Below are 20,009 nucleotides of genomic sequence, written 5' to 3' on the forward strand. Positions count from 1 at the left end.
TTTGCTAAAAAAAGAAAATGCTAGGGCGTGTTTATCTTTCGAGGTTAAATTTGCAGCAGTGTGTTTGGTATTTAGGCAAGGCAGAGCCTATGTGGTGTGGTTGTTCCCCATAAATAGGCGATAACGCAGCATCAATGCCAAACACGCGCTGCCCTTCGGGTTCTTCCTAGGGGCGATTAACTCTTTGTTGCTTACATGGATGTAAGTAAGGGGCGTGAGCAGGACGCGGAAGCTTTGCTCGATTTTTACTTAGCCCACTAGGTTACAAATCTCGCGCCGCGATTAAATCGCCCCTAGTTTGAACAAATTTTAATCCTGAAAGGTCAACACGCCCTAATGTTTGTGTCGTTAAATAAGATTATTTTATTTATTTTTAAACATTTATTAGCTAACTTTAGTATTGAATGTACTCGTTGCTAGGGTATGAATTAAGCTTTGTGTAAAAAATAAAGGAGCTATGGGACACCCATGCTACAAAAAAGCCTGTCGAAAAAGCTACTTACCAGTGTGTTATCCGTCTACTTTTTATTAACTTTTGTAGTGACGTGCGGGCAAGTTATTGCAGAGTATGTTAACACGAAAGATTATATTCGTGATGAATTAACGACCCTGCAAAAAACATTCAGTCGCAGTTTAACTCGCGCTATTTGGGAGCTAAATACCAAACAAACCATCACCACCGCAGAAGGTTTATTAGCCATTCCCATGATCGAAGGCATTATTGTCCGTGATGATAGCGGCGAAATTATTTCACAGCTTGGCCGCTCTTTGGATATTCGTGAGCTGTACAGCCAACAATTAGTGCAAGAAGAAGCCATCATCGAAGATACCCCGTCGGGTTTATTCGGTTATACCTTTCCATTGATCTTTGAATTTTCAGGGCGCGCCACCCAAGTCGGTGATGTCACACTGTTCTCAAGTCGAGAAGTGGTATTTAGCCGTATCATGATCTCCATTTACTTTTTAATTGGTAATGCGATGATCAAAACTACTTTTTTGATCATTCTGTTTTTAATGGCATTTAGAAAATTACTCACCGAGCCCCTCGCACAATTGACCGAGCAAATAGAAGATCTTGAATTAAATGACCTCGAAGGGCAACATATCGAAATTGAAACGAGTGAGCACAACGAATTAAAAGTGATGGAGGAGTCATTCAATAAATTAATCGATAAAGTCGTAAAATACCGTAAAGAACTCGAACAGACACAAAAGAAATTAATGATCAGTAACGAAAAACTTGATCAACAAAACCTGCAACTCGAACAAGAAGTGGCGCGTAAAACATCAAATTTAAGCCAAGCGATGATGGATTTACAGCAGCAAAAATACGAACTAGAAAAACAAAAACTAACGCTCACTGAAGAAATTGATTTACGCCGTCATACTGAACAAGAATTACTGACCAAACAAACCGAAATGCAGCGTTATGTTGATGAACTCAATATGGCACAAGAGCGCCTAGTAGGCTCAGAAAAAATGGCTGCTTTAGGTGGACTCGTTGCCGGTATTACTCATGATATTAATACACCAGTAGGCATTGGTGTTACTGCCACCTCTTTTTTACAAGAGCGGCTATTACAAATAGAAACAGCGTACAAAAATAAAACTCTCTCCCCTAAAGCACTGGAAGAGTTTATTAATGATGCCAAGCAAAGCACCAGCTTGCTGACAACCAATTTAGACCGCGCCTCTGAGCTGGTTGCCAGCTTTAAGCAAATAGCCGTTGATCAAGCCAGTGAAGCGGTACGCACCATTAACCTTAAAGAGTATTTGGGCGAGGTCATTCGCTCATTACACCCTAAAATTAAAAATACCAGCCACCATATTAATTTAGATTGCCCAGCAGATTTAACCCTAAACCTACCAGCGGGTGCTATTAGTCAAATATTCACTAATTTGATTATGAATTCATTGATCCACGCTTTTGATGGTATCAGCAACGGCATTATTGATATTGCAATTAAAAATGAAGACGACCAAGTTATTATCGACTTTAAAGATAATGGCAATGGTGTTACTGAACAACAATTAGAGAAGCTGTTTGACCCGTTTTTTACCACCAAACGCGATCAAGGCGGCAGTGGGCTCGGCACCCACATCACCTTTAACTTGGTCAAACAAACCCTCAGTGGTGAAATTGATGTAACCAGCTCACCCGGTCAAGGCTTGCACTACCATATTAGTTTTCCTAAAGACATGCCAAAACCGTTGTCGATATTTAATAACTAGCCACGCTTAATGCGCCTTCACTGTTTGCCTAACACTTTGCTTAATTGCTAAACGTTTGGCCAATCAGTCATTTGCGCATCAGCTTTTTATTGCTATGATTGGGCAAATTTACCGAATGGATCAATCCCCCTATGTGGTTTAGTAACCTTATTTGTTACCGCTTTAAACAAGACGTCTCATACAGCCAAGAAGACTTTGATAAAGCCTTAGAACAAGATTTATTTCGTCCTTGTGGCAGCCAAGATTTAAGTACCTTTGGCTGGACTAAAGCCTTTGGTAAACACGGTGATACACTTGCTCATTTTTCGCAAAAAAGCATTTTAATCTGTGCTAAACGTGAAGAAAAAGTACTTCCTGCATCCGTTATCAACGACATGGTTGCTGAGAAAATAGAACTTATCGAAGCGGAAGAAAATCGCCCCGTTAAGAAAAAAGAAAAAGATGAGCTCAAAGAAAATATTCTGCATAGCTTACTACCGCAAGCTTTTAAAAAGTCGAGCTTGCAGTTTGCTTTTATCGACCAAGAAAACGGTTGGGTCGTGGTCAATAGCGGCAGTTTTAACAAAGCTGAAGAGTTATTGGCGTTACTTCGTAAATCATTAGGCACGTTACCTGTTGTTCCTGCGTTTGCTAACTATGATTTAGACGTATTCTTAACAGACTGGTTAACCAATTTTAGCACCCCAGAAGGCTTTGCGATTGGCTCAGATGCAGAACTTGAAGAAGCCGATGACAGTGGCGCACAAGTAAAACTTAAAGGCCATGACCTTGCTTGCGATGAAGTAAAATCGCACCTTGAAAGCGGCAAACGCGTTACTAAACTAGCCCTTGATTGGCAAGAGCGCCTTAAGTTTATGCTGCAAAATGACGGCTCGATTAAACGCCTCAGTTACTCAGAAACTTTAAAAGAAGAAAACGCCGACATCCCTAAAGAAGACATGTTAGTCAAACTTGATGCCGACTTTATTCTTGCTTCAGAAGAAATTAAGCAGATGCTCGAAGAGTTAACAGCAGGCTTAGGCGACGTTGAAGATTTAGCCTAAATACTGACTGAGTTTTAAATACTAAAAAAGCGCCCTGTTGGCGCTTTTTTAACTAACGACTTAGCTCAACTAAAGACCGATTTCACATCATCGAGCATATCATTATATTCATCACTTGAAAAAACATCTAACGATGGGATCACCCCTTTATCTATATAAGTTTGCAGTGCAGCAGACTTATCAGAGACTTGTAAGATACCTTCCATGATTGCACCAATACGAATGAAATCAACATAGCTAATATGTTCTGGGCGATAGTTTGGGTTTGCCCAGCTTTCAGCCACTTCAACAAACTCATCGGTAAACTCCCACGCGCGCATAATTGCCCCACCAACTTTACCGCTCAGCTTTTGAATTGCATGCGCTAAAAAGCTTGGGTTAGCAAACACTTCTGGGTGGCGCTCTGCTTCAGTTAAAATAGGCAGTACGCCGATGTTATACACTAAAGATGCAAGCGTGATGGTATCGCGATTGAGTGATGTGTTTTTGTTTTCTTTTAAATAAAACTCCAGCAATGTAATTGAATGGCACGCTACTGTTAGCGTTTTTTGCCATGCTTTGTCCATATACCCTTTGATCAATTCATTATTTGAAACAAATAACTGCTCCATCGCCATTGCCGTCGCAATGTTCTTAATTTGACGCAAACCAATGCGGGTTACCGCCTGATTAAGATTAGAAACTTTAACCGAGCGTCCCAGAAACGCACTATTTGCGACTTTAATCATCCGTGCTGCTAATGCTGGATCATGGGAAATAACATCAGCCATTTGCGCCAAATTTACATCTGGATTATCGGCAGCTTGGCGTACACGTACCGCAACCTCAGGTAGGGTTGGTAAAACTAACGTGTCATTATTAATACGATCAACCAAAATGGTCAGTAGTGCGTTTTCTGTTGACATAAATGTGCCATCCTTTTGTATGATTTGTTTAAATACTCAAATCATGGATTCTTTTAGATACAGTATTGCCTAAGTTACCGCTAAAGTTAAGAAAATTACAGAAATTATGTTAGTTTATTTTTCTGCTAAAATTTATATCCCAAAGCTTAGCGCACCACAACCTAGGAAGCTTGCTATTTACGCATAACATTTGCTTTAATGCTGACACAACAAGGAAGCGCAGTCCTTTGTACCTAGGGCATATATTAAATCCACTTTTTAACAGGCAACATAATGACTCTTAATAAAATAAGCCAAGCACTCATCCTTAGCGGTGCCGTTTTTCTTAGCGCATGTTCTGAACAAGCCAGCACCTCGAAAACCTCTGCTGACGTTGCACCCCCCGTAAAACAAACACAAGCTAGCGGCCCACAACTTATTAACACCGCTGCTAGTCGCCTAGATATCTACACCGACTTTAGCTTAACAACTGATTTATCACATTTAAGCGATAATCAAAAAGCCCTAATAGCAAAACTTATCGATGCCTCAAAAATTATGGACGAGCTGTTTTGGCGTCAAGCATTCGGTGAAGATAAGGCGGCTTTTCTAGCTAAAATTAACGATCCGAAAGTACAAAAATTTGCCGATATCAACTATGGCCCGTGGGACAGATTAAATGGCGACCAAACCTTCTTATCTGGCTATGAAGAAAAAACCGCTGGGGCACAATTTTACCCAGCCGATATCAGCAAAGAAGAGCTAAACAACGCCGATGTAACAGATAAAAATGGCCTATACTCTGTTATTAAACGGGATGAAAATGGCAAGCTGTATAGCGTAGCCTACTCAATTGAATACGCACAAGCACTTGAAAAAGCAGCAAACTTATTACGTGAAGCAAGTAAACTAGCTGATGACAAAGAATTTGCTAACTACTTAAACTTACGTGCCGACGCACTACAAAATGATGATTATCAAGCATCTGATTTTGCATGGATGGACATGAAGAATAACCCTATTGACGTGGTTATTGGTCCAATCGAGACTTATGAAGATCAACTGTTTGGTTATCGCGCTGCATTTGAATCTTATGTATTAGTAAAAGATCTAGCCTGGAGCGAACGCCTCGCTAAATTTGCGGCATTTTTACCCGAGCTACAAAAAGGCTTGCCTGTTGATGCCAAATATAAACAAGAAGTACCAGGCTCTGACGCAGACTTAAACGCATACGATGTTGTGTATTATGCTGGGCATTCAAATGCCGGTAGTAAAACCATTGCTATCAACTTACCTAATGACGAACAAGTGCAACTTGAAAAAGGCACTCGTCGCTTACAACTTAAAAATGCGATGCGCGCTAAGTTTGATAAAATTTTAGTGCCGATCGCTGAGCAACTGATCGTGCCTGAACAGCGCAAACATATTACCTTTGATGCATTTTTTGCCAATACTATGTTCCATGAAGTGGCTCACGGTTTAGGCATTAAAAACACCATCACCGAGAAAGGCACTGTACGCCAATCACTGCAAGAACACGCCAGTGCGCTTGAAGAAGGCAAAGCCGATATCTTAGGTTTGTACATGGTTGAGCAGTTACTTAACAAAGGTGAAATCACCGAAGGTACATTAGAAGATTACTATATTACCTTTATGGCTGGTATCTTCCGTTCAGTGCGCTTTGGTGCATCGAGTGCTCATGGTAAAGCAAATATGATCCGTTTTAACTTTTTCGCACAAGAAGGGGCGTTTGCTAAAAACGAGCAAGGCCTTTACAGCGTTAATATGGAAAAAATGGGCCAAGCAATGGCGAAACTATCGCGCTTGATCTTAACCTTACAAGGTGACGGCGATTACCAAAAGGTTGATCAGCTGATTGCTACACACGGTGATATTAAAGCTGAGCTGGCTAAAGATCTTGAAAAACTAAGCCAAGCAAATATCCCTGTAGATGTAACCTTTAAACAAGGTAAAGATGTACTAGGTTTAAACTAATATAATACTAAAAAGGCGTTTTAGGACTTCACCTAAAACGCCTTTTTAATTCAGTATTGCTATTATGGGAATATTAAACCATATTTTTCACTCATTTTTTTTACTTCTCCATTAGCAACCATATGATTTAATTCTTTATCGAATAAGGTAATAAACTCATTTAAATTGCGTTTCTTTGAAAAACCAAAATAGCCTTTATTAACAATTAATGGTGGCTGTAACCGTTTAACTTGATTGGCTAATTTTAACTGCTTAATAACGGGCTGTGCAGCTCTTGGATGAGTCACTAAAATATCGACGCGGTCATGAACTAACTGCAAAAAACTGGCTTCAACAGTACCCACTTCAGAAATTTCTAACTGACTTTTATATTGCTCAAAATCGTCACCATAGTTCCAACCTCGGGTTAATCCAACCGATAACTCTTTTAGTGTCTCTAAATTATTATGCCACTGGAATTCATTACTATTTTTGACATAAAAAACCAGCGGGTCTTGATAGAAAGCAGCCTCACTATAAATCATATATTGCTCTCTAATAGCCGACTTATAAGGGCCTATAAACGCATCAGCCTTACCAAGTTCAACCATTTTTAGCGCCCGTTTAAATGGCAAAATATCAATTTTAATTTGGCAACCTAAACGCAAGCAAATTTCACCTGCGATGTCGGCGCCTAAGCCTTCGACTTGACCTTGTTCATTTTTTTCAAGTACCGACGGAAAGGTGGTACCAACAAAGTAAAATGTATCTGCAGCACTGTGATGCGAAAATACACTTAACAAGGTAAACAATACAAAAGCTTTCATCAATTAGTTTGTAATCCCTAGATACTGAATGCAATAAGCAGCCACGACTTAGTGGCTCTAAGCATAGTCTATTTTTACCCAACTAAAAGTCATAATACCGTGATAAAATTCTGTTATGTAAAAAATAAACCAGTATTAAAAATGTGTTTTTAAACGTGTCAATTGCTCTTCACTGTAAGGCACTGCAGGATACTTACCCCATACTGGTGCCGGCCATGCAACATCAGTTTTAAAACGTGCAATATGATGAATGTGTAACTGGGGCACCATATTACCAAGCGCTGCGACATTGAGTTTATCTGGGTTAAACACTTCTTTAAGTAACAGACTTAATTTCGCTGACTCTTTCATTAATAGCAATTGTTCAGCGTCATCTAAATCAATGATCTCTTTTAAACCCGCCTTACGAGGTACCAAAATAAACCAAGGGTATTGGCTGTCATTCATCAGTAATACTTTACATAAAGGCCAATCTGCCACTTCAATACAATCTCGAGCAAGCTCTGGGGCGAGAGAAAATTCAACCGTCATTTTTTATTCCTTACCAAAAGTACTTTTTCGCTACTTTATAGCATTTAGTTGCAGTTGCCCACGCTTGCCTTTACCATCATCACAGTTTTTATTCGAGCGAAGGTAAACACGTGTTAAAAAAAATTAAACGCCTCTCCTGCTTGCTTCCTTTGGTGGTAACAGCCATCACAGTGCAAGCACAGCCACTTACGTTAGAACGTATTTTTGATGATCCTAGTTTAGCGGGTAAAGCACCTGTGCAGCTTAAGTTTTCACCCGATGGTAGCCGTGTTACCTATTTGCAAGGTAAAAGCGATGATTACAACCGCTATGATTTATGGGAATACAATTTAAAAGATAACAAAAATCGTATTTTAGTGGACTCGGCTAAACTATTTTCAGGCCCAGAAAATCTCTCAGATGAAGAAAAAGCGCGCCGCGAACGGCAACGTATTTTTGGTAAAGGCATTTTAGAGTACAAGTGGTCTAAGGATGGCAAAGCGCTGTTATTCCCACTTAATGGCGACCTCTATTACTACCAACTAGCATCAGCAAAAAGCCGTAAACTAACGGACACAGAAGCGTTTGAAACAGATGCCCGTTTTTCACCAAAAGGGAATTTCGTCTCGTTTGTCCGTGAACAAAACTTGTATGTGCTAAACCTAAAATCGGGCAAAGAAACTCAACTGAGCAAAGATGGCGGTGGCGTAATCAAAAACGCTATGGCTGAATTTGTTGCGCAAGAAGAAATGGGCCGCATGACTGGTTACTGGTGGTCAGGTGATGAATCAAAAATCGCCTTCACCCGCATTGACGAAAGCCCAGTAGAAGAAGCGATCCGCAACGAAATTTACGCCGAAGAAGTTAAACTATTCAACCAACGTTATCCATTTACTGGCACTAACAATGTTAAAATCCAGCTTGGCGTTGTGGCTATTAACGACCAAAGTGTTGATTGGGTGGACCTTGGCAAAGACGACGATATTTACATCGCTCGTGCGAAATGGTTAGAAGACGATAAAACGCTTTCATACCAATGGCAAGACCGCTCTCAGCACACCTTGGAATTGCGCTTTTATAACAGCGACACAAAAGAGCAAAAAGTTGCCTTAACTGAAACCAGCGATACTTGGATCAACCTGCACTTTGACCTACAGTTTTTGAAAGACAAAAAACACTTTATTTGGGCCTCTGAGCGCAATGGCTTTAAGCATTTATACCTTTACCGTAGCAACGGTAAATTGGTACGCCAAATCACTAATGGTGACTGGGTGGTTGATAGTTTAAAGGGTATTGATGAGAAAAAAGGTATCGTCTATTTTGCCGGACGTAAAGATACCGCTCTTGAAAGCCACTTATACAGTGTGCCATTATTTAAAAAGGGCGACATTAAACGTATTACCGAGCAAGGCCAATACCACAATGTCGTCATTGCCAAAGACAGTAAAACCTTTATTGATAACAGCTCATCGGTAAATAAACCAGGATCGGCTGCACTTCGTAACATAAACGGCGAGTTTATTACTTGGCTTGAGGAAAACAAGCTAGATAAAACACACCCTCTTACACCTTATTTAGCTGACTTAGCTGAGCCAGAATACGGCACAATAAAAGCCGATGATGGCCAAGTGATGCATTACCGCTTATTTAAGCCCGCCACTATTAATGATGGTAAAAAGCACCCTGTACTGGTGAATGTTTATGGCGGCCCACATGCACAACGTGTAACGAACAGCTGGCGCAGTAAAAACTTATACTTCCAATATATGGCGCAACAAGGTTATGTGGTTTTCCAACTTGATAATCGCGGCTCATATAATCGCGGTAAAAAGTTCGAAGATGCCATATACAAGCATTTAGGTGTGGTGGAAGTAGCCGACCAAATCAAGGGCGTGGAATTTTTACGTACTCTTGATTACGTTGACCCGCAGCGTATTGGTATTTATGGCCACAGTTACGGCGGTTACATGGCATTAATGACCATGTTTAAAGCCGGTGATTACTTTCAAGCCGGTGTATCAGGTGCACCAGTGACTGATTGGGCATTGTATGATACTCATTACACAGAGCGCTATTTAGGCCACCCTGAAACAAACGCTAAAGGTTACACCGACAGTGCAGTATTCCCATACGCAGATGGCTTAAAAGGGCCATTAATGATCTACCATGGTATGGCTGATGACAACGTACTATTCACGCATGCCACTAAGTTATTTAAGCAACTACAAGATAACGAAAAACAGTTTGAGATGATGACCTACCCAGGTTCAAAGCACAGCTTACGTGGTAAAAGTGTACAAACGCATTTACATCAAACAATTACCAGTTTCTTTAACCGCCATTTTGACGTTAAATAACATGCTTCAATTGTTTTATAATTAAACTAAAGGCTGATTGTGTGATCAGCCTTTTTTTTGCATTAATAAAAATTGCAGCGTTATTTATTATCAATAATAACCGCTAATTACCTAGATTTTTATACCTTTTTAACTACGCTTAATGATATTCGCGAACAATGCGAGCACACACAAAGGATCTTCTATGTCGTATCTACGCCGTTTTACAATTTTCCAGCGTTTAGCAATGCTGGTTAGTGTGGTGGTAATTGGCTTACTTTTCTTAAGTATTACCAGCCTTACGCAACAATATAGTTCACTAAAAACAGAACAATATACTAAAACAAAAAACTTAGTGGAAGCAGCTCATAGCCTTATTAGCCATGCTTACTCTTTAGAACAGGCTGGCACATTAAACAAACAGCAAGCACAACAACATGCCTTAGATACCATTGCAGCCATGCGTTATGACGAAAGCAACTATTACTGGATCAACGACTATCAGCCAAATATGGTGATGCATCCAATTAAGCCAGACCTCAATGGTAAATCTTTAGCCAACAACAAAGATCCCGATGGCACTCTATTATTTATTGAAATGGTGAATATAGTAAAACAACAAGGTAGCGGCTTCGTACCATATAAATGGCCAAAGCCAGGCAAAGACATGCCGGTAGATAAAATTGCCTTTGTGAAAGGTTTTACGCCTTGGCAATGGATCATTGGCTCAGGTGTATATTTAGATACGATTGATGAAACATTCTCTGAACTGCGAACCCTAATGATCATCAATGCCAGTGTTATTCTCTTACTGTTTATTAGTTTAAGTTACTTAATTGCACGTAGTATCTTACTGCCAACGCAACTTGCAGCCGATATGATGAAAGATATTTCACAGGGCGAAGGCGATTTAACGCAAGTGTTAGATGAAAGCGGCAATGATGAAGTCTCTCGTTTGTCTCGGTATTTTAATTTATATACCACAAAAATTCGCGAATCACTTAAACAAGTCGCGACCAATGCTTACGATGTAAACCATCATGCGCAGACTGTTGATGATGCAAGTAAAACCAATCATTCTTTCATCGAGCTGCAAAATGACAGCTCAACCCAAGTAGCTGCAGCAATGGAACAGATGACCCATCAAATACATGATGTAAGTCGTAATGCTGAGGCTGCCGAACATGCTGCTGTTGATGCAGCAAGTAATGCCTCACAAGGCAAAGAAGTGGTGGCAAAAACAATTAAAGCCATTGAAACCCTATCACACAATATTGAAACAGTGAGTCAAGTGACTGCCGATTTAGCCAACGAAAGTAATAATATTGGCTCAGTGCTTGATGTAATTAGAGGAATCGCTGAACAAACCAATTTACTCGCGCTCAATGCTGCAATTGAGGCGGCACGCGCTGGTGAACAAGGCCGTGGCTTTGCCGTTGTTGCCGATGAAGTACGCACGCTAGCTAGTCGCACGGGGAAAAGTACCGACGAAATTCAAGCCATGATAGCCAAACTACAAAAAGGCGCGCAGGCGGCGGTTGAAGCTGTCACGGCGAGCCAACAACTATCAAGTAGCACCGTAGAGCAAGCTGGCACTGCCAATAACTCGTTAACTGAAATTGAGCGACTGGTCTCTGTGATCACCGATATGAACGGCCAAATTGCCCGCGCAACCGAGCAACAATCAAGTGCCGCTGACGAAGTGAATTTACGTATTAATGAATTATCGCAATCAACGGAGCATTCATTAGCGAATACAGCACAACTTTCTAGTGCCAGTGATAATTTAAAACATAGCAGCCAAGAACTAAGCGATGTTGTGAGTCGCTTTAAGCTAGATTAATTAACTTACAATGCAGTCGTAACAAAGCCCCGTCATGTTCAATGGCGGGGCTTTTGCTTATTAAATATTATAAGCAGTAACGCGCAAATAGGCTGCTTAAACCAGCTGCAGTAGGTTTGCCATGTTGCCAATCGCCACCTTCAACACCACTACCGGCAATATCCATATGCACATAGGGAATTGGCTGGGCAGAGTCAGTGCCATGTTTATCTAGGCCACCCACAATCGCTAAAAACGCCATTGGGAACTGGTGTCCGCGCGCAGTGACAGCCGATGCCGCGTTGTTACTTGATAGCACATCATCCGCTAGAGTGCGCGGTTTAATAAAGTCATAGTCTTCGCGGCGACTGCGAGAAACTTCTGCGCCATCTGCCCATAAATCGCCACAATCAGCCAATTTACGAGAGATATTCGCAGCACGTGCAGGGCCGTTTTCAACATACGCACTGTATGGTCCCATAGCACGGGCAGCATGACCGGTTAGTGTCGCAACAGTAAAGAGCTCTGGGTTCACTTGCGTTTTAGCAAGCTCTTTCATTTCGCTTAGTAAATCCCCCATCGCTAAGCGACCTTCCGCATCGGTGTTACCAATACGTACTCGAACACCTTCACGGCTAGTGATAATTTCATCTGGCACAAAACAATCAGAGCCAATCGAGTTACGTACCACCGCTAAAAAAGCCATTACTTTTACGCCTTGTGGCGCAAAATCAGCAACTGATTTCATAAACCCAGCAACAGAAGCAGCACCACCTTTATCACGGCTCATGCCCGCCATAAAGCCGCCTACTTTTAAGTCCGCGCCGCCGGTGTCATACACTAAGCCTTTACCAACAAACATTAAAGTACGAGTTACTTCACCTTCTGGCACATACTCAAGTTTTACAACACGCGGGTGATGACGCTCAACCGCATATGAAGCGCGAGCTACCGTGCTCATCATTGGGTACTCTTTATCAATAGTGGCGATATCTGCAATCACTTCAACACTGACTTTAGAGCCTTTAAATAAATCTACGCAGTAATCTGCAAAGCGCGGTGGCGCCATACGCTCAGGTTCAGTGCCACATAAATCACGCGCCGCGTATTGCCCAGCGGCAATCGCATTAACCGCTTTAATAGTCTGCTCATTGGCACCAAATAACGCAATTTGGGTGATTGGCTCGATACTTTCACCATGATGCTCACGCGCTTCTAGCGGCTGCCAAAGAGCTTGGCATGCACCTAAATAGGCAACTTCTAAGGCATACTGATAACGGCTGTCTTGGCTTGCTTGTGGTAAGTAAATAGCAGGTTTGGTACTACCCGATGCTTTCGCCTCAATTATCGCCAGTTTAGCGGCATCAAAATAACGACGGACATCGTCATAATCACGATTTAACGGACCTGTCGGCGCTAAAATTACGCGTTTTGAGTCAACCACGAGGAACGTTACTTGTTTACCGATACGTGCATCAACCGCCATTTGCGCTTTAATCGCTAGGCTTAGATTCGGATCGTCTAATTGTGAAAAATTATCGGCAATAATAATAAGCGCGTCATGTTTTGCGTTATCTAATTGCGGGGCTGCAACTGCGTGAGGATATGCCATAAAAAGGTCCTGTTGTCGAAAAACTGAGGACCTTATTATCATTGATTTAACTAGCTATTGCCAGCAAAGCACGACAAGCTTATGTGCCGCTGGCAACTTGCAGTTACAGTGTAAAATAAATCAGTTACTCACTGCTTACGGGTTTATTCTCTGCGCGATGTTTAGCGATCACAGACCAGGCTTCAAGCATCACCAACACACTGATGATTAAGACAATGATATCCAATGTCACTAATAACCAGTTACCTTGTTGGTAATACTCGCCAAGCTTGATCACCCCAGCAAAAAACGCCATCACTAGCACAAAACTCATCGGAATAAGCGTGTACTTAGCTGGGCGATTTGCTTTGATCAACATCACCGAAATAACTAACAACGTCAGGCTCGCTAAAATCTGATTCGTTGAGCCAAACAACGGCCAAATGATCATGCCACCACTGCCATCAGCGCCACCAGCACCAAAGGCCAATAATAAACAACTTAGCACTGCAATCAATGTGGCTATTACGCCATTTTTTATCACTTTAATATTATAAATATCACCCCACTCTTGAATGATATAACGCTGCAAGCGCACTCCAGAGTCCATCGTCGTACCAGCAAATAGCACCACCATAACGGCAAGCAATGTCGATGCAATTTCGTTTGAAATACCCCAACCAGTTTCAATTAGGTTGGCACCGCCATTAACAAAAGCACCGACGCTACCGGCCCCTAAATGGCTATATATTTCATGCCATTCTTCTGGCGATACAGCAAGCGCCACACCACTTACAGCAACCAAAGTGATCAGGGCTAACATGCCCTCGCCCACAGCACCGAGGTAGCCAACAAAACGGCCATCGGTTTCTTTATTAAGCTGCTTAGAGCTAGTACCCGATGACACAATACCGTGAAAGCCCGACACCGCGCCACAGGCTATGGTGACAAATAGTAAAGGAATAATACTCGGGGTATCTATCGCAGTTTGCGTGTTAAAAGCTGGAGCAGTGATATCAGGCATAGAAACAAAAACTGCGCCATATAACAGCACTAAACCTACCAATAATTGCATACCATTGATGAAATCACGCGGTTGTAACAACATCCAAACCGGTAACAATGACGCGATAGCTGCATATATAAATAAAATAATGATCCAGTTAGCATTGGCGCTTAAACCAAATAGCTCGTCAGGGAGAGTAATAGGCATGCTGCTGCCTAAATAGATGGTGTAATATAAAATCCCCACGCCGATAAAGCACAGCGGAATAAGAGAGATTTTTTTACGCAACAATTGACCAATCACGAGCGCTACCACAATTGCAGCCCAAGCTGGGAAAACCGCATTTGGGCTACTGATAAATGATTTTGCTATCACCACCCCAAACACCGCATTAACCATTAATAACACCAGAAAAACCACAATCATAAATAACGCGCGGGTACGCTTACCAATCACGGTTTCTGAGAGCGCGCCCATGGATTTGCCTTTATTACGCGCACTGGCCCAAAGCGCGCCCATATCGTGCACACCGGCAAAAAATATAGTACCTAATACGACCCACAATACGGCTGGCACCCAGCCCCAGTAAACAGCAATCGCAGGGCCAACAATTGGCGCAGCACCTGCGACAGAGGTAAAATGATGCCCCCAAAGCACCACTTTATTGGTAGGTACAAAATCTTTACCATCTTCGAGTTCATGCGCTGGGGTGACAAAACTGTCATCCATTTTGAAAATCTTTTCGGCGATAAATTTAGAATAAACAAACCAACCAAAAAGCATTCCAACCATACCTAGCAGTACAATTACAACTGATTGCATAGCGCTCTCCTTATAGTTATAGTTATATAAATGTGTGTTGTTCACTTTCTACACTAGCAAGACTTGAGTAAAAAACACTCTAAACCTTTAGTCTAATATACTTAACTGAAGATGCTGTTGCGGCTCGTTTTTTACGCCAATCCCGATGCCAAGTAATCGTACCGGTTGCTGTTGACCACGTTGATACGCTTTGCTTAGTAGTTCAGTAAATATAGCTGTGTCAATTTGATGATAGGACTGATCTGCCGATGTCACCACAAAATTAGCAAATTTTACTTTCACACTGAGTTTATTGATGCGTTGTTGTAATTGCTGTTTTGCTAATCGTCGAGTAAGTTCTTCTAACAAAATGGGCAATTGTTCTAGGCATTCTTGTAAGCTGGTTTTATTGTATTCGTAGGTATGTTCTACACTCAGAGATTTACGCACCCGCTCTGTAGACACTTTACCAATATGTAAGCCCGCACATTTTTGATACAGCGACACGCCAAAGTTACCAACATGCTGCTGCATCCAGTTAACACCTTTTTCGCACACATCGGCACCTGTGTATAAGCCCTTTAAATTAAGCTTTTCCAAAGTGACCTTACCCACACCGGGTATTTTGCCTAGAGGTAATTGCGCCAAAAACTCATCAACTAGTTCTGGTAACACTACAAACTGGCCGTTTGGTTTATTTTCGTCACTGGCGATTTTGGCAATAAACTTTATTGGTGCCACACCTGCTGATGCGGTTAAGCCAGTAGCGGCAAAAATATCAGCACGGATTTGCTGCGCCATTAATGTCGCACTGCCTTTACACGCTGTGCTGTCGGTGACATCAAGGTAGGCTTCATCTAAGGAAAGGGGTTCGATTAAATCGGTATAACGCTGAAAAATAGCGCGAATTTGTAGAGAGATTGCTTTGTATACCTGCATGCGGCCAGGTACAATCACTAAATCAGGGCAGCGTTGTTTAGCATGATAGTTGGACATAGCCGAGCGCACACCGTATTCACGAGCAATATAATTGGCCGTCGACAGTACGCCTCTTCTACTATTACCACCAATAGCCAACGGCACATTAGCTAAAGCTGGATTGTCGCGCATTTCTACCGCGGCATAAAAGCAATCCATGTCGATATGAATAAACTTTTTCATTCCCAAAACCAAACAACTGTATATATGAACAGTTATTATTAATTAACTTTACCCTATAAGCAAGTTATCAGCTGGGGGATTCTTCTTCTAGGTTTTTCTTGCGTGTAAATAATCTATGCCCAAACAACCAAAAAGCACCTTCGAATACAAAGCCAAGGATCACTAATGCTATAGCACCTGATGCGTTGCCCATTGCATAACACAAAAATGCTAAACCCAGCAGGCCAAGCAGGGCCAACCATTTGGTAATTTTTGCTGCAACTAAGTTCATAATTTGCTCCTTTAAATCATCAAAACACCAAACTGAAAGTTATCATTTACGTAAGCGTGAACTACTAAAGCTAGCATGTTTTGATGATTTTTCTAATTTTCTTGAGCTAAAAGCAGCATATTGCTAACCTGAGTATTCATTACAGTAATCGAGTTTGTTTATGCAATCGTTTATAGAACAACACCCTATTCACACCAAAATTAATGTTGCTTGGGGTGAAATGGATGCCTTACAGCACGTTAATAATGTCGTTTATTTCCGTTATTTTGAAACTGCCCGAATTGATTTTTTTAATCAAATTAATTTGCTCGAAGACTTACAAAAAACAGGGGTAGGACCGGTGATCAGCGAAAATAACGCCCGTTATAAGCGCCCAGTTACGTTTCCAGATACTGTGCTTGTAGGAGTAACAATCAGTGACATTCAAGTTGATCGCTTTATGATGCATTACAAGGTGTTTAGCCAAGCACAAAACGCGTTGACGACTATTGGCTCATCACAAGTGGTGATGTTCAACTTTAAAACAGGCAACAAAGCTAATTTAAGTGAACCTCTTTTAGCGGCTCTTAAAACCTACTCGCAAGATTAAATAAGGAATCATTATGCGTTATAACCCTCTTGGCAGTAGTGGTATCAATGTATCACGCGTGTGCTTAGGCAGTATGACGTGGGGCGTGCAAAATAATCAAGCCGATGCGGATGAGCAAATAGCTTACGCCCTAGCGCAAGGTGTTAATTTTATTGATACCGCTGAAATGTATGCCATTCCACCCACGCCTGATACCTACGGAAAGACAGAGCAAATTATAGGTAACTGGCTAGCACGTAATCCAAGTAAACGAAATGACATAGTGCTGGCAACCAAAATTGCTGGTAATGGCCTAGCTTGGGTGCGTGATGGGGGTGATATTACTCGTCAAACGGTGGTCAGCGCCGTTGATGCATCATTAAAACGCCTGCAAACCGATGTAATCGATTTATATCAACTACATTGGCCAAATCGCCAATCGCCGCACTTTAGCAAACAATGGCCTGGTATGATCCGCTTTAGTGATGCCAATACACAGCAGCACACGGCAGGTATGTTAGACATTCTGGAAGGTTTAAATGATTGCGTTAAAGCCGGTAAAATTAAACATTGTGGCCTATCTGACGACACGCCCTGGGGTATAAGCCAATTTCTACGTTTAAGTGAGCAACATAATTTACCGCGCATGGTATCAATTCAAAATGAGTTTAGTTTATTACATGCCAAAGATTGGCCTTATTTAATTGAGCAATGTATTCATGAAGATATTGCCTATCTTCCTTGGTCGCCACTCGCAGGCGGTATGTTAACGGGTAAATATCTCAATGACGCTCGCCCTGAAGGAAGCCGCTGGACCTTAGTACAGCGTAACGGCTTATTCCGTGATACCGCGCAATCACAACAAGCAATTAGTCACTATGTTGAGATTGCCCAGCAATATCAGCTAACCCCTGCACAGTTGGCGCTGGCATGGTGCGACCAAGTAGATGGCGTAACCTCGTCAATTATTGGTGCGACCAGCTTAGCGCAATTAAAAGAAGACATAGAAGCGTTTAATATCGAGCTAAGTGAGCAAGCACTCACTGATATTGATGCAATATTTAGACAATATCCAATGCCATTCTAAGTAAATTAGCCCAATCAATAACATTGGTTGGGCTTAACTTCGCGCTTTACCTCTTCCTCACAACACGCTTTGAGTCATAAACAAAAAGGTAAAATACCAACAAAGTATGAGATTTTATAACTTTCCATAACAGCCCTCAGTCTTAGGTAGCAGAAAATATTAGTTGTTGTATACTCGAAAATAAGTTGTTAACAAGTAAGATATTTAACTATGCGAAGCGTGTATTACATTATTACTCTATTCTTTTACTTTTCAAGTAACTACGCATATGCAAATCGCACTAACACGATTACTGAAATTACTTGGCTACAAAGTGATACCGCTCCATTTCATTTAGAGAAAAGTACGCAAGCTCCTGCTGGAGGGCTGTGCGATTATTTAGTTGAACAACTGATTGCACAATTACCTGAGATAAAGCACACCCGTTTTTTATTACCGCAAAAGCGTATCGGCAAATATTTAGATGAAGGAAAAATGGCTTGCTACCCATGTATGATCCACCGTACAAAAAGCACAGATCGAGCTGCCTATTCCATACCAACTACGGTATACCCTGCATTTAATATAATTACCACACCCACAAATGCCAAGGCAATCAGCTTGCGCCATGGTGCTCCCGTACAACTAATTAACTTACTCACAGACAATCATTTTATTTTTGGCCAAACCGCTGCAAGAAAATTTACCCGCAAAATAAATGAAATAGCTTATAACACTAAAAGCTACGAAAACGCCTCTTTAAGTTGGAGCAGTGAGAACGAAAGTAGCGCCGTCATTGCAAGGCTAAATCATGGCTATATTGACTATACCATCGACTATCCGTTCCTAGCCGATTATTACAATCGTTTTAGCGAGTTGAGTAATGTGGTTGCTTTGCCAATAGCCGACCACCAGAACAACTTAGTGCTTGGAGCCATAGGTTGCTCTGCAAATGCGCCAAATAACTTTGCTAATAACGCACTACGTCAAATTAATCGCGTATTACAGCAAAGTATTTTACCATCAGCTCAATACCAAATGTCGCAACGACAATGGCTTGAGTCAACGTTTCCTGACTTTCTTGTGCAGTATCAGCAACAAGTATTAAACGTTAATCTGCCAGCCAGCGCTGCTCCAGAAGAAGTTGAGCATCCAAATAAAGCTGAACAATAAACTCACTGCCGGCACTGACTTCACCAACCCCTGCGGGCGTCCCTGTCATAATGATATCGCCATCTTGCAAGCTCATAAATTGGCTAATTTCAGCCAATATGGCATCCGCTTTGTGGATCATTAACCCACAATCGCCTTGTTGCTGGATATGGCCATCAATCGTCAGCTGAAAGCTAAATGGCTGCTGCGCAGCTGTAATTGCCACAAATTCACTGAATAATGCCGAGCCATCAAACGCCTTCGCTCGCTCCCATGGCAAACCTTGCGTTTTTAATCGCGTTTGCACTGCTCGTTTAGTTAAATCTAACCCTAAGCCCACAGCACTAAGCTGATTATTTTTAACGATAAAACAAAGTTCAGTCTCAAAGTGTAAAGTGTCTTGATTATGCTGACTGTGTAACTGTTCACTGATAGCGCTATTCGGCTTTATAAATAACAGCATTTCACTGGGGGTTTCATTGCCCAGCTCAGCAATATGTGCAGCATAATTACGGCCAATACAGATAATTTTATTGGGCGTGACTGATTGCCCTGCCACTTTAATGGTATTCATTGCAAACCTTCCTCGTACCTATGTCTCGTTGCTAACATTACTTATAAGTTAAAGATATTAACAAGTATTATCATACATTAATACCTATATTTGCCACTAAAAATGGAGATAAACAACAGCTTAGCAAATAATTATGATTAAATATTCCCTATAATAACATAAACATACTGATTGGCCGTAGATACATAAAC

The 20,009-nt window shown here is 41.5% G+C and carries 16 protein-coding genes; 8 read left to right on the top strand and 8 right to left on the bottom strand.

Annotated features, from left to right (window positions below):
• The first annotated feature begins 468 nt into the window (after positions 1-468).
• Positions 469-2,232 (top strand): sensor histidine kinase, encoded by a 1,764-nt coding sequence (locus ENH88_RS00910; protein WP_304178487.1) that lies wholly within the window; start codon positions 469-471, stop codon positions 2,230-2,232.
• 131 nt (positions 2,233-2,363) lie between these two features.
• Positions 2,364-3,275: a recombination-associated protein RdgC gene (rdgC, locus tag ENH88_RS00915; protein ID WP_304178489.1), complete on the top strand. Its 912-nt coding sequence runs from the start codon at positions 2,364-2,366 to the stop codon at positions 3,273-3,275.
• A 65-nt stretch (positions 3,276-3,340) separates the two neighbouring features.
• Here rdgC and ENH88_RS00920 read toward each other — a convergent pair whose 3' ends face one another.
• Positions 3,341-4,180, bottom strand: a complete 840-nt coding sequence (locus tag ENH88_RS00920; RefSeq protein ID WP_304178492.1) for an HDOD domain-containing protein — start codon at positions 4,178-4,180, stop codon at positions 3,341-3,343.
• 273 nt (positions 4,181-4,453) lie between these two features.
• On the opposite strand from ENH88_RS00920, the gene ENH88_RS00925 reads away from it, so the two are divergent.
• Positions 4,454-6,154: a dipeptidyl-peptidase 3 family protein gene (locus ENH88_RS00925; protein ID WP_304178494.1), complete on the top strand. Its 1,701-nt coding sequence runs from the start codon at positions 4,454-4,456 to the stop codon at positions 6,152-6,154.
• 62 nt (positions 6,155-6,216) lie between these two features.
• Here the strand turns inward: ENH88_RS00925 and ENH88_RS00930 are convergent, their stop codons facing one another.
• Positions 6,217-6,960 carry a substrate-binding periplasmic protein gene (locus ENH88_RS00930; RefSeq protein WP_304178496.1) on the bottom strand — a complete coding sequence of 248 codons (744 nt, stop codon included), beginning with the start codon at positions 6,958-6,960 and terminating at the stop codon, positions 6,217-6,219.
• 135 nt (positions 6,961-7,095) lie between these two features.
• Positions 7,096-7,491: an HIT domain-containing protein gene (locus tag ENH88_RS00935; RefSeq protein WP_304178498.1), complete on the bottom strand. Its 396-nt coding sequence runs from the start codon at positions 7,489-7,491 to the stop codon at positions 7,096-7,098.
• Between the two features lie 110 nt (positions 7,492-7,601).
• On the opposite strand from ENH88_RS00935, the gene ENH88_RS00940 reads away from it, so the two are divergent.
• Both ENH88_RS00940 and ENH88_RS00945 read left to right on the top strand, forming a co-directional pair.
• On the top strand, positions 7,602-9,827 hold the full coding sequence (locus tag ENH88_RS00940) for a S9 family peptidase (protein ID WP_304178500.1): 2,226 nt from the start codon (positions 7,602-7,604) through the stop codon (positions 9,825-9,827).
• A gap of 184 nt (positions 9,828-10,011) precedes the next feature.
• Positions 10,012-11,649 carry a methyl-accepting chemotaxis protein gene (locus ENH88_RS00945; RefSeq protein WP_304178502.1) on the top strand — a complete coding sequence of 546 codons (1,638 nt, stop codon included), beginning with the start codon at positions 10,012-10,014 and terminating at the stop codon, positions 11,647-11,649.
• 67 nt (positions 11,650-11,716) lie between these two features.
• Here ENH88_RS00945 and ENH88_RS00950 read toward each other — a convergent pair whose 3' ends face one another.
• The 4 genes from ENH88_RS00950 to ENH88_RS00965 form a co-directional block, all read right to left on the bottom strand.
• On the bottom strand, positions 11,717-13,240 hold the full coding sequence (locus ENH88_RS00950) for a M17 family metallopeptidase (RefSeq protein WP_304178505.1): 1,524 nt from the start codon (positions 13,238-13,240) through the stop codon (positions 11,717-11,719).
• 124 nt (positions 13,241-13,364) lie between these two features.
• Positions 13,365-15,047 (bottom strand): carbon starvation CstA family protein, encoded by a 1,683-nt coding sequence (locus tag ENH88_RS00955; protein WP_304178507.1) that lies wholly within the window; start codon positions 15,045-15,047, stop codon positions 13,365-13,367.
• A gap of 87 nt (positions 15,048-15,134) precedes the next feature.
• Complete coding sequence (gene dinB / locus ENH88_RS00960) at positions 15,135-16,187, bottom strand: DNA polymerase IV (RefSeq protein ID WP_304178508.1); 1,053 nt, start codon at positions 16,185-16,187, stop codon at positions 15,135-15,137.
• Between the two features lie 67 nt (positions 16,188-16,254).
• Positions 16,255-16,458: a hypothetical protein gene (locus tag ENH88_RS00965; protein ID WP_304178510.1), complete on the bottom strand. Its 204-nt coding sequence runs from the start codon at positions 16,456-16,458 to the stop codon at positions 16,255-16,257.
• Positions 16,459-16,618: 160 nt separating this feature from the next.
• On the opposite strand from ENH88_RS00965, the gene ENH88_RS00970 reads away from it, so the two are divergent.
• The 3 genes from ENH88_RS00970 to ENH88_RS00980 all read left to right on the top strand — a co-directional run bounded on the left by ENH88_RS00970 (position 16,619) and on the right by ENH88_RS00980 (position 19,265).
• Positions 16,619-17,047 carry an acyl-CoA thioesterase gene (locus tag ENH88_RS00970; RefSeq protein ID WP_304178512.1) on the top strand — a complete coding sequence of 143 codons (429 nt, stop codon included), beginning with the start codon at positions 16,619-16,621 and terminating at the stop codon, positions 17,045-17,047.
• A 13-nt stretch (positions 17,048-17,060) separates the two neighbouring features.
• Positions 17,061-18,113 (top strand): aldo/keto reductase, encoded by a 1,053-nt coding sequence (locus ENH88_RS00975; RefSeq protein WP_304178515.1) that lies wholly within the window; start codon positions 17,061-17,063, stop codon positions 18,111-18,113.
• A 210-nt stretch (positions 18,114-18,323) separates the two neighbouring features.
• The gene (locus tag ENH88_RS00980; protein ID WP_304178517.1) at positions 18,324-19,265 is read left to right on the top strand and encodes an ABC transporter substrate-binding protein; all 942 of its coding nucleotides are present in this window, start codon (positions 18,324-18,326) and stop codon (positions 19,263-19,265) included.
• Here the strand turns inward: ENH88_RS00980 and ENH88_RS00985 are convergent.
• The gene (locus ENH88_RS00985) at positions 19,204-19,818 is read right to left on the bottom strand and encodes a fumarylacetoacetate hydrolase family protein (RefSeq protein ID WP_304178518.1); all 615 of its coding nucleotides are present in this window, start codon (positions 19,816-19,818) and stop codon (positions 19,204-19,206) included. The two genes, ENH88_RS00980 and ENH88_RS00985, sit on opposite strands and share 62 nt — an antisense overlap.
• Positions 19,819-20,009 lie beyond the last annotated feature (191 nt).

This window comes from Pseudoalteromonas prydzensis, assembly GCF_011050055.1.
GTDB classification, from domain to species: domain Bacteria; phylum Pseudomonadota; class Gammaproteobacteria; order Enterobacterales; family Alteromonadaceae; genus Pseudoalteromonas; species Pseudoalteromonas prydzensis_A.

Bases quoted from the DNA above. Each gene is read 5' to 3' on its own strand.
- dinB (WP_304178508.1), bottom strand. From the start codon at position 16,187: ATGAAAAAGTTTATTCATATCGACATGGATTGCTTTTATGCCGCGGTA.
- ENH88_RS00910 (WP_304178487.1), top strand. From the start codon at position 469: ATGCTACAAAAAAGCCTGTCGAAAAAGCTACTTACCAGTGTGTTATCC.
- ENH88_RS00935 (WP_304178498.1), bottom strand. From the start codon at position 7,491: ATGACGGTTGAATTTTCTCTCGCCCCAGAGCTTGCTCGAGATTGTATT.
- ENH88_RS00925 (WP_304178494.1), top strand. From the start codon at position 4,454: ATGACTCTTAATAAAATAAGCCAAGCACTCATCCTTAGCGGTGCCGTT.
- ENH88_RS00930 (WP_304178496.1), bottom strand. From the start codon at position 6,960: ATGAAAGCTTTTGTATTGTTTACCTTGTTAAGTGTATTTTCGCATCAC.
- ENH88_RS00920 (WP_304178492.1), bottom strand. From the start codon at position 4,180: ATGTCAACAGAAAACGCACTACTGACCATTTTGGTTGATCGTATTAAT.
- ENH88_RS00955 (WP_304178507.1), bottom strand. From the start codon at position 15,047: ATGCAATCAGTTGTAATTGTACTGCTAGGTATGGTTGGAATGCTTTTT.
- rdgC (WP_304178489.1), top strand. From the start codon at position 2,364: ATGTGGTTTAGTAACCTTATTTGTTACCGCTTTAAACAAGACGTCTCA.
- ENH88_RS00965 (WP_304178510.1), bottom strand. From the start codon at position 16,458: ATGAACTTAGTTGCAGCAAAAATTACCAAATGGTTGGCCCTGCTTGGC.
- ENH88_RS00980 (WP_304178517.1), top strand. From the start codon at position 18,324: ATGCGAAGCGTGTATTACATTATTACTCTATTCTTTTACTTTTCAAGT.
- ENH88_RS00975 (WP_304178515.1), top strand. From the start codon at position 17,061: ATGCGTTATAACCCTCTTGGCAGTAGTGGTATCAATGTATCACGCGTG.
- ENH88_RS00985 (WP_304178518.1), bottom strand. From the start codon at position 19,818: ATGAATACCATTAAAGTGGCAGGGCAATCAGTCACGCCCAATAAAATT.
- ENH88_RS00950 (WP_304178505.1), bottom strand. From the start codon at position 13,240: ATGGCATATCCTCACGCAGTTGCAGCCCCGCAATTAGATAACGCAAAA.
- ENH88_RS00945 (WP_304178502.1), top strand. From the start codon at position 10,012: ATGTCGTATCTACGCCGTTTTACAATTTTCCAGCGTTTAGCAATGCTG.
- ENH88_RS00970 (WP_304178512.1), top strand. From the start codon at position 16,619: ATGCAATCGTTTATAGAACAACACCCTATTCACACCAAAATTAATGTT.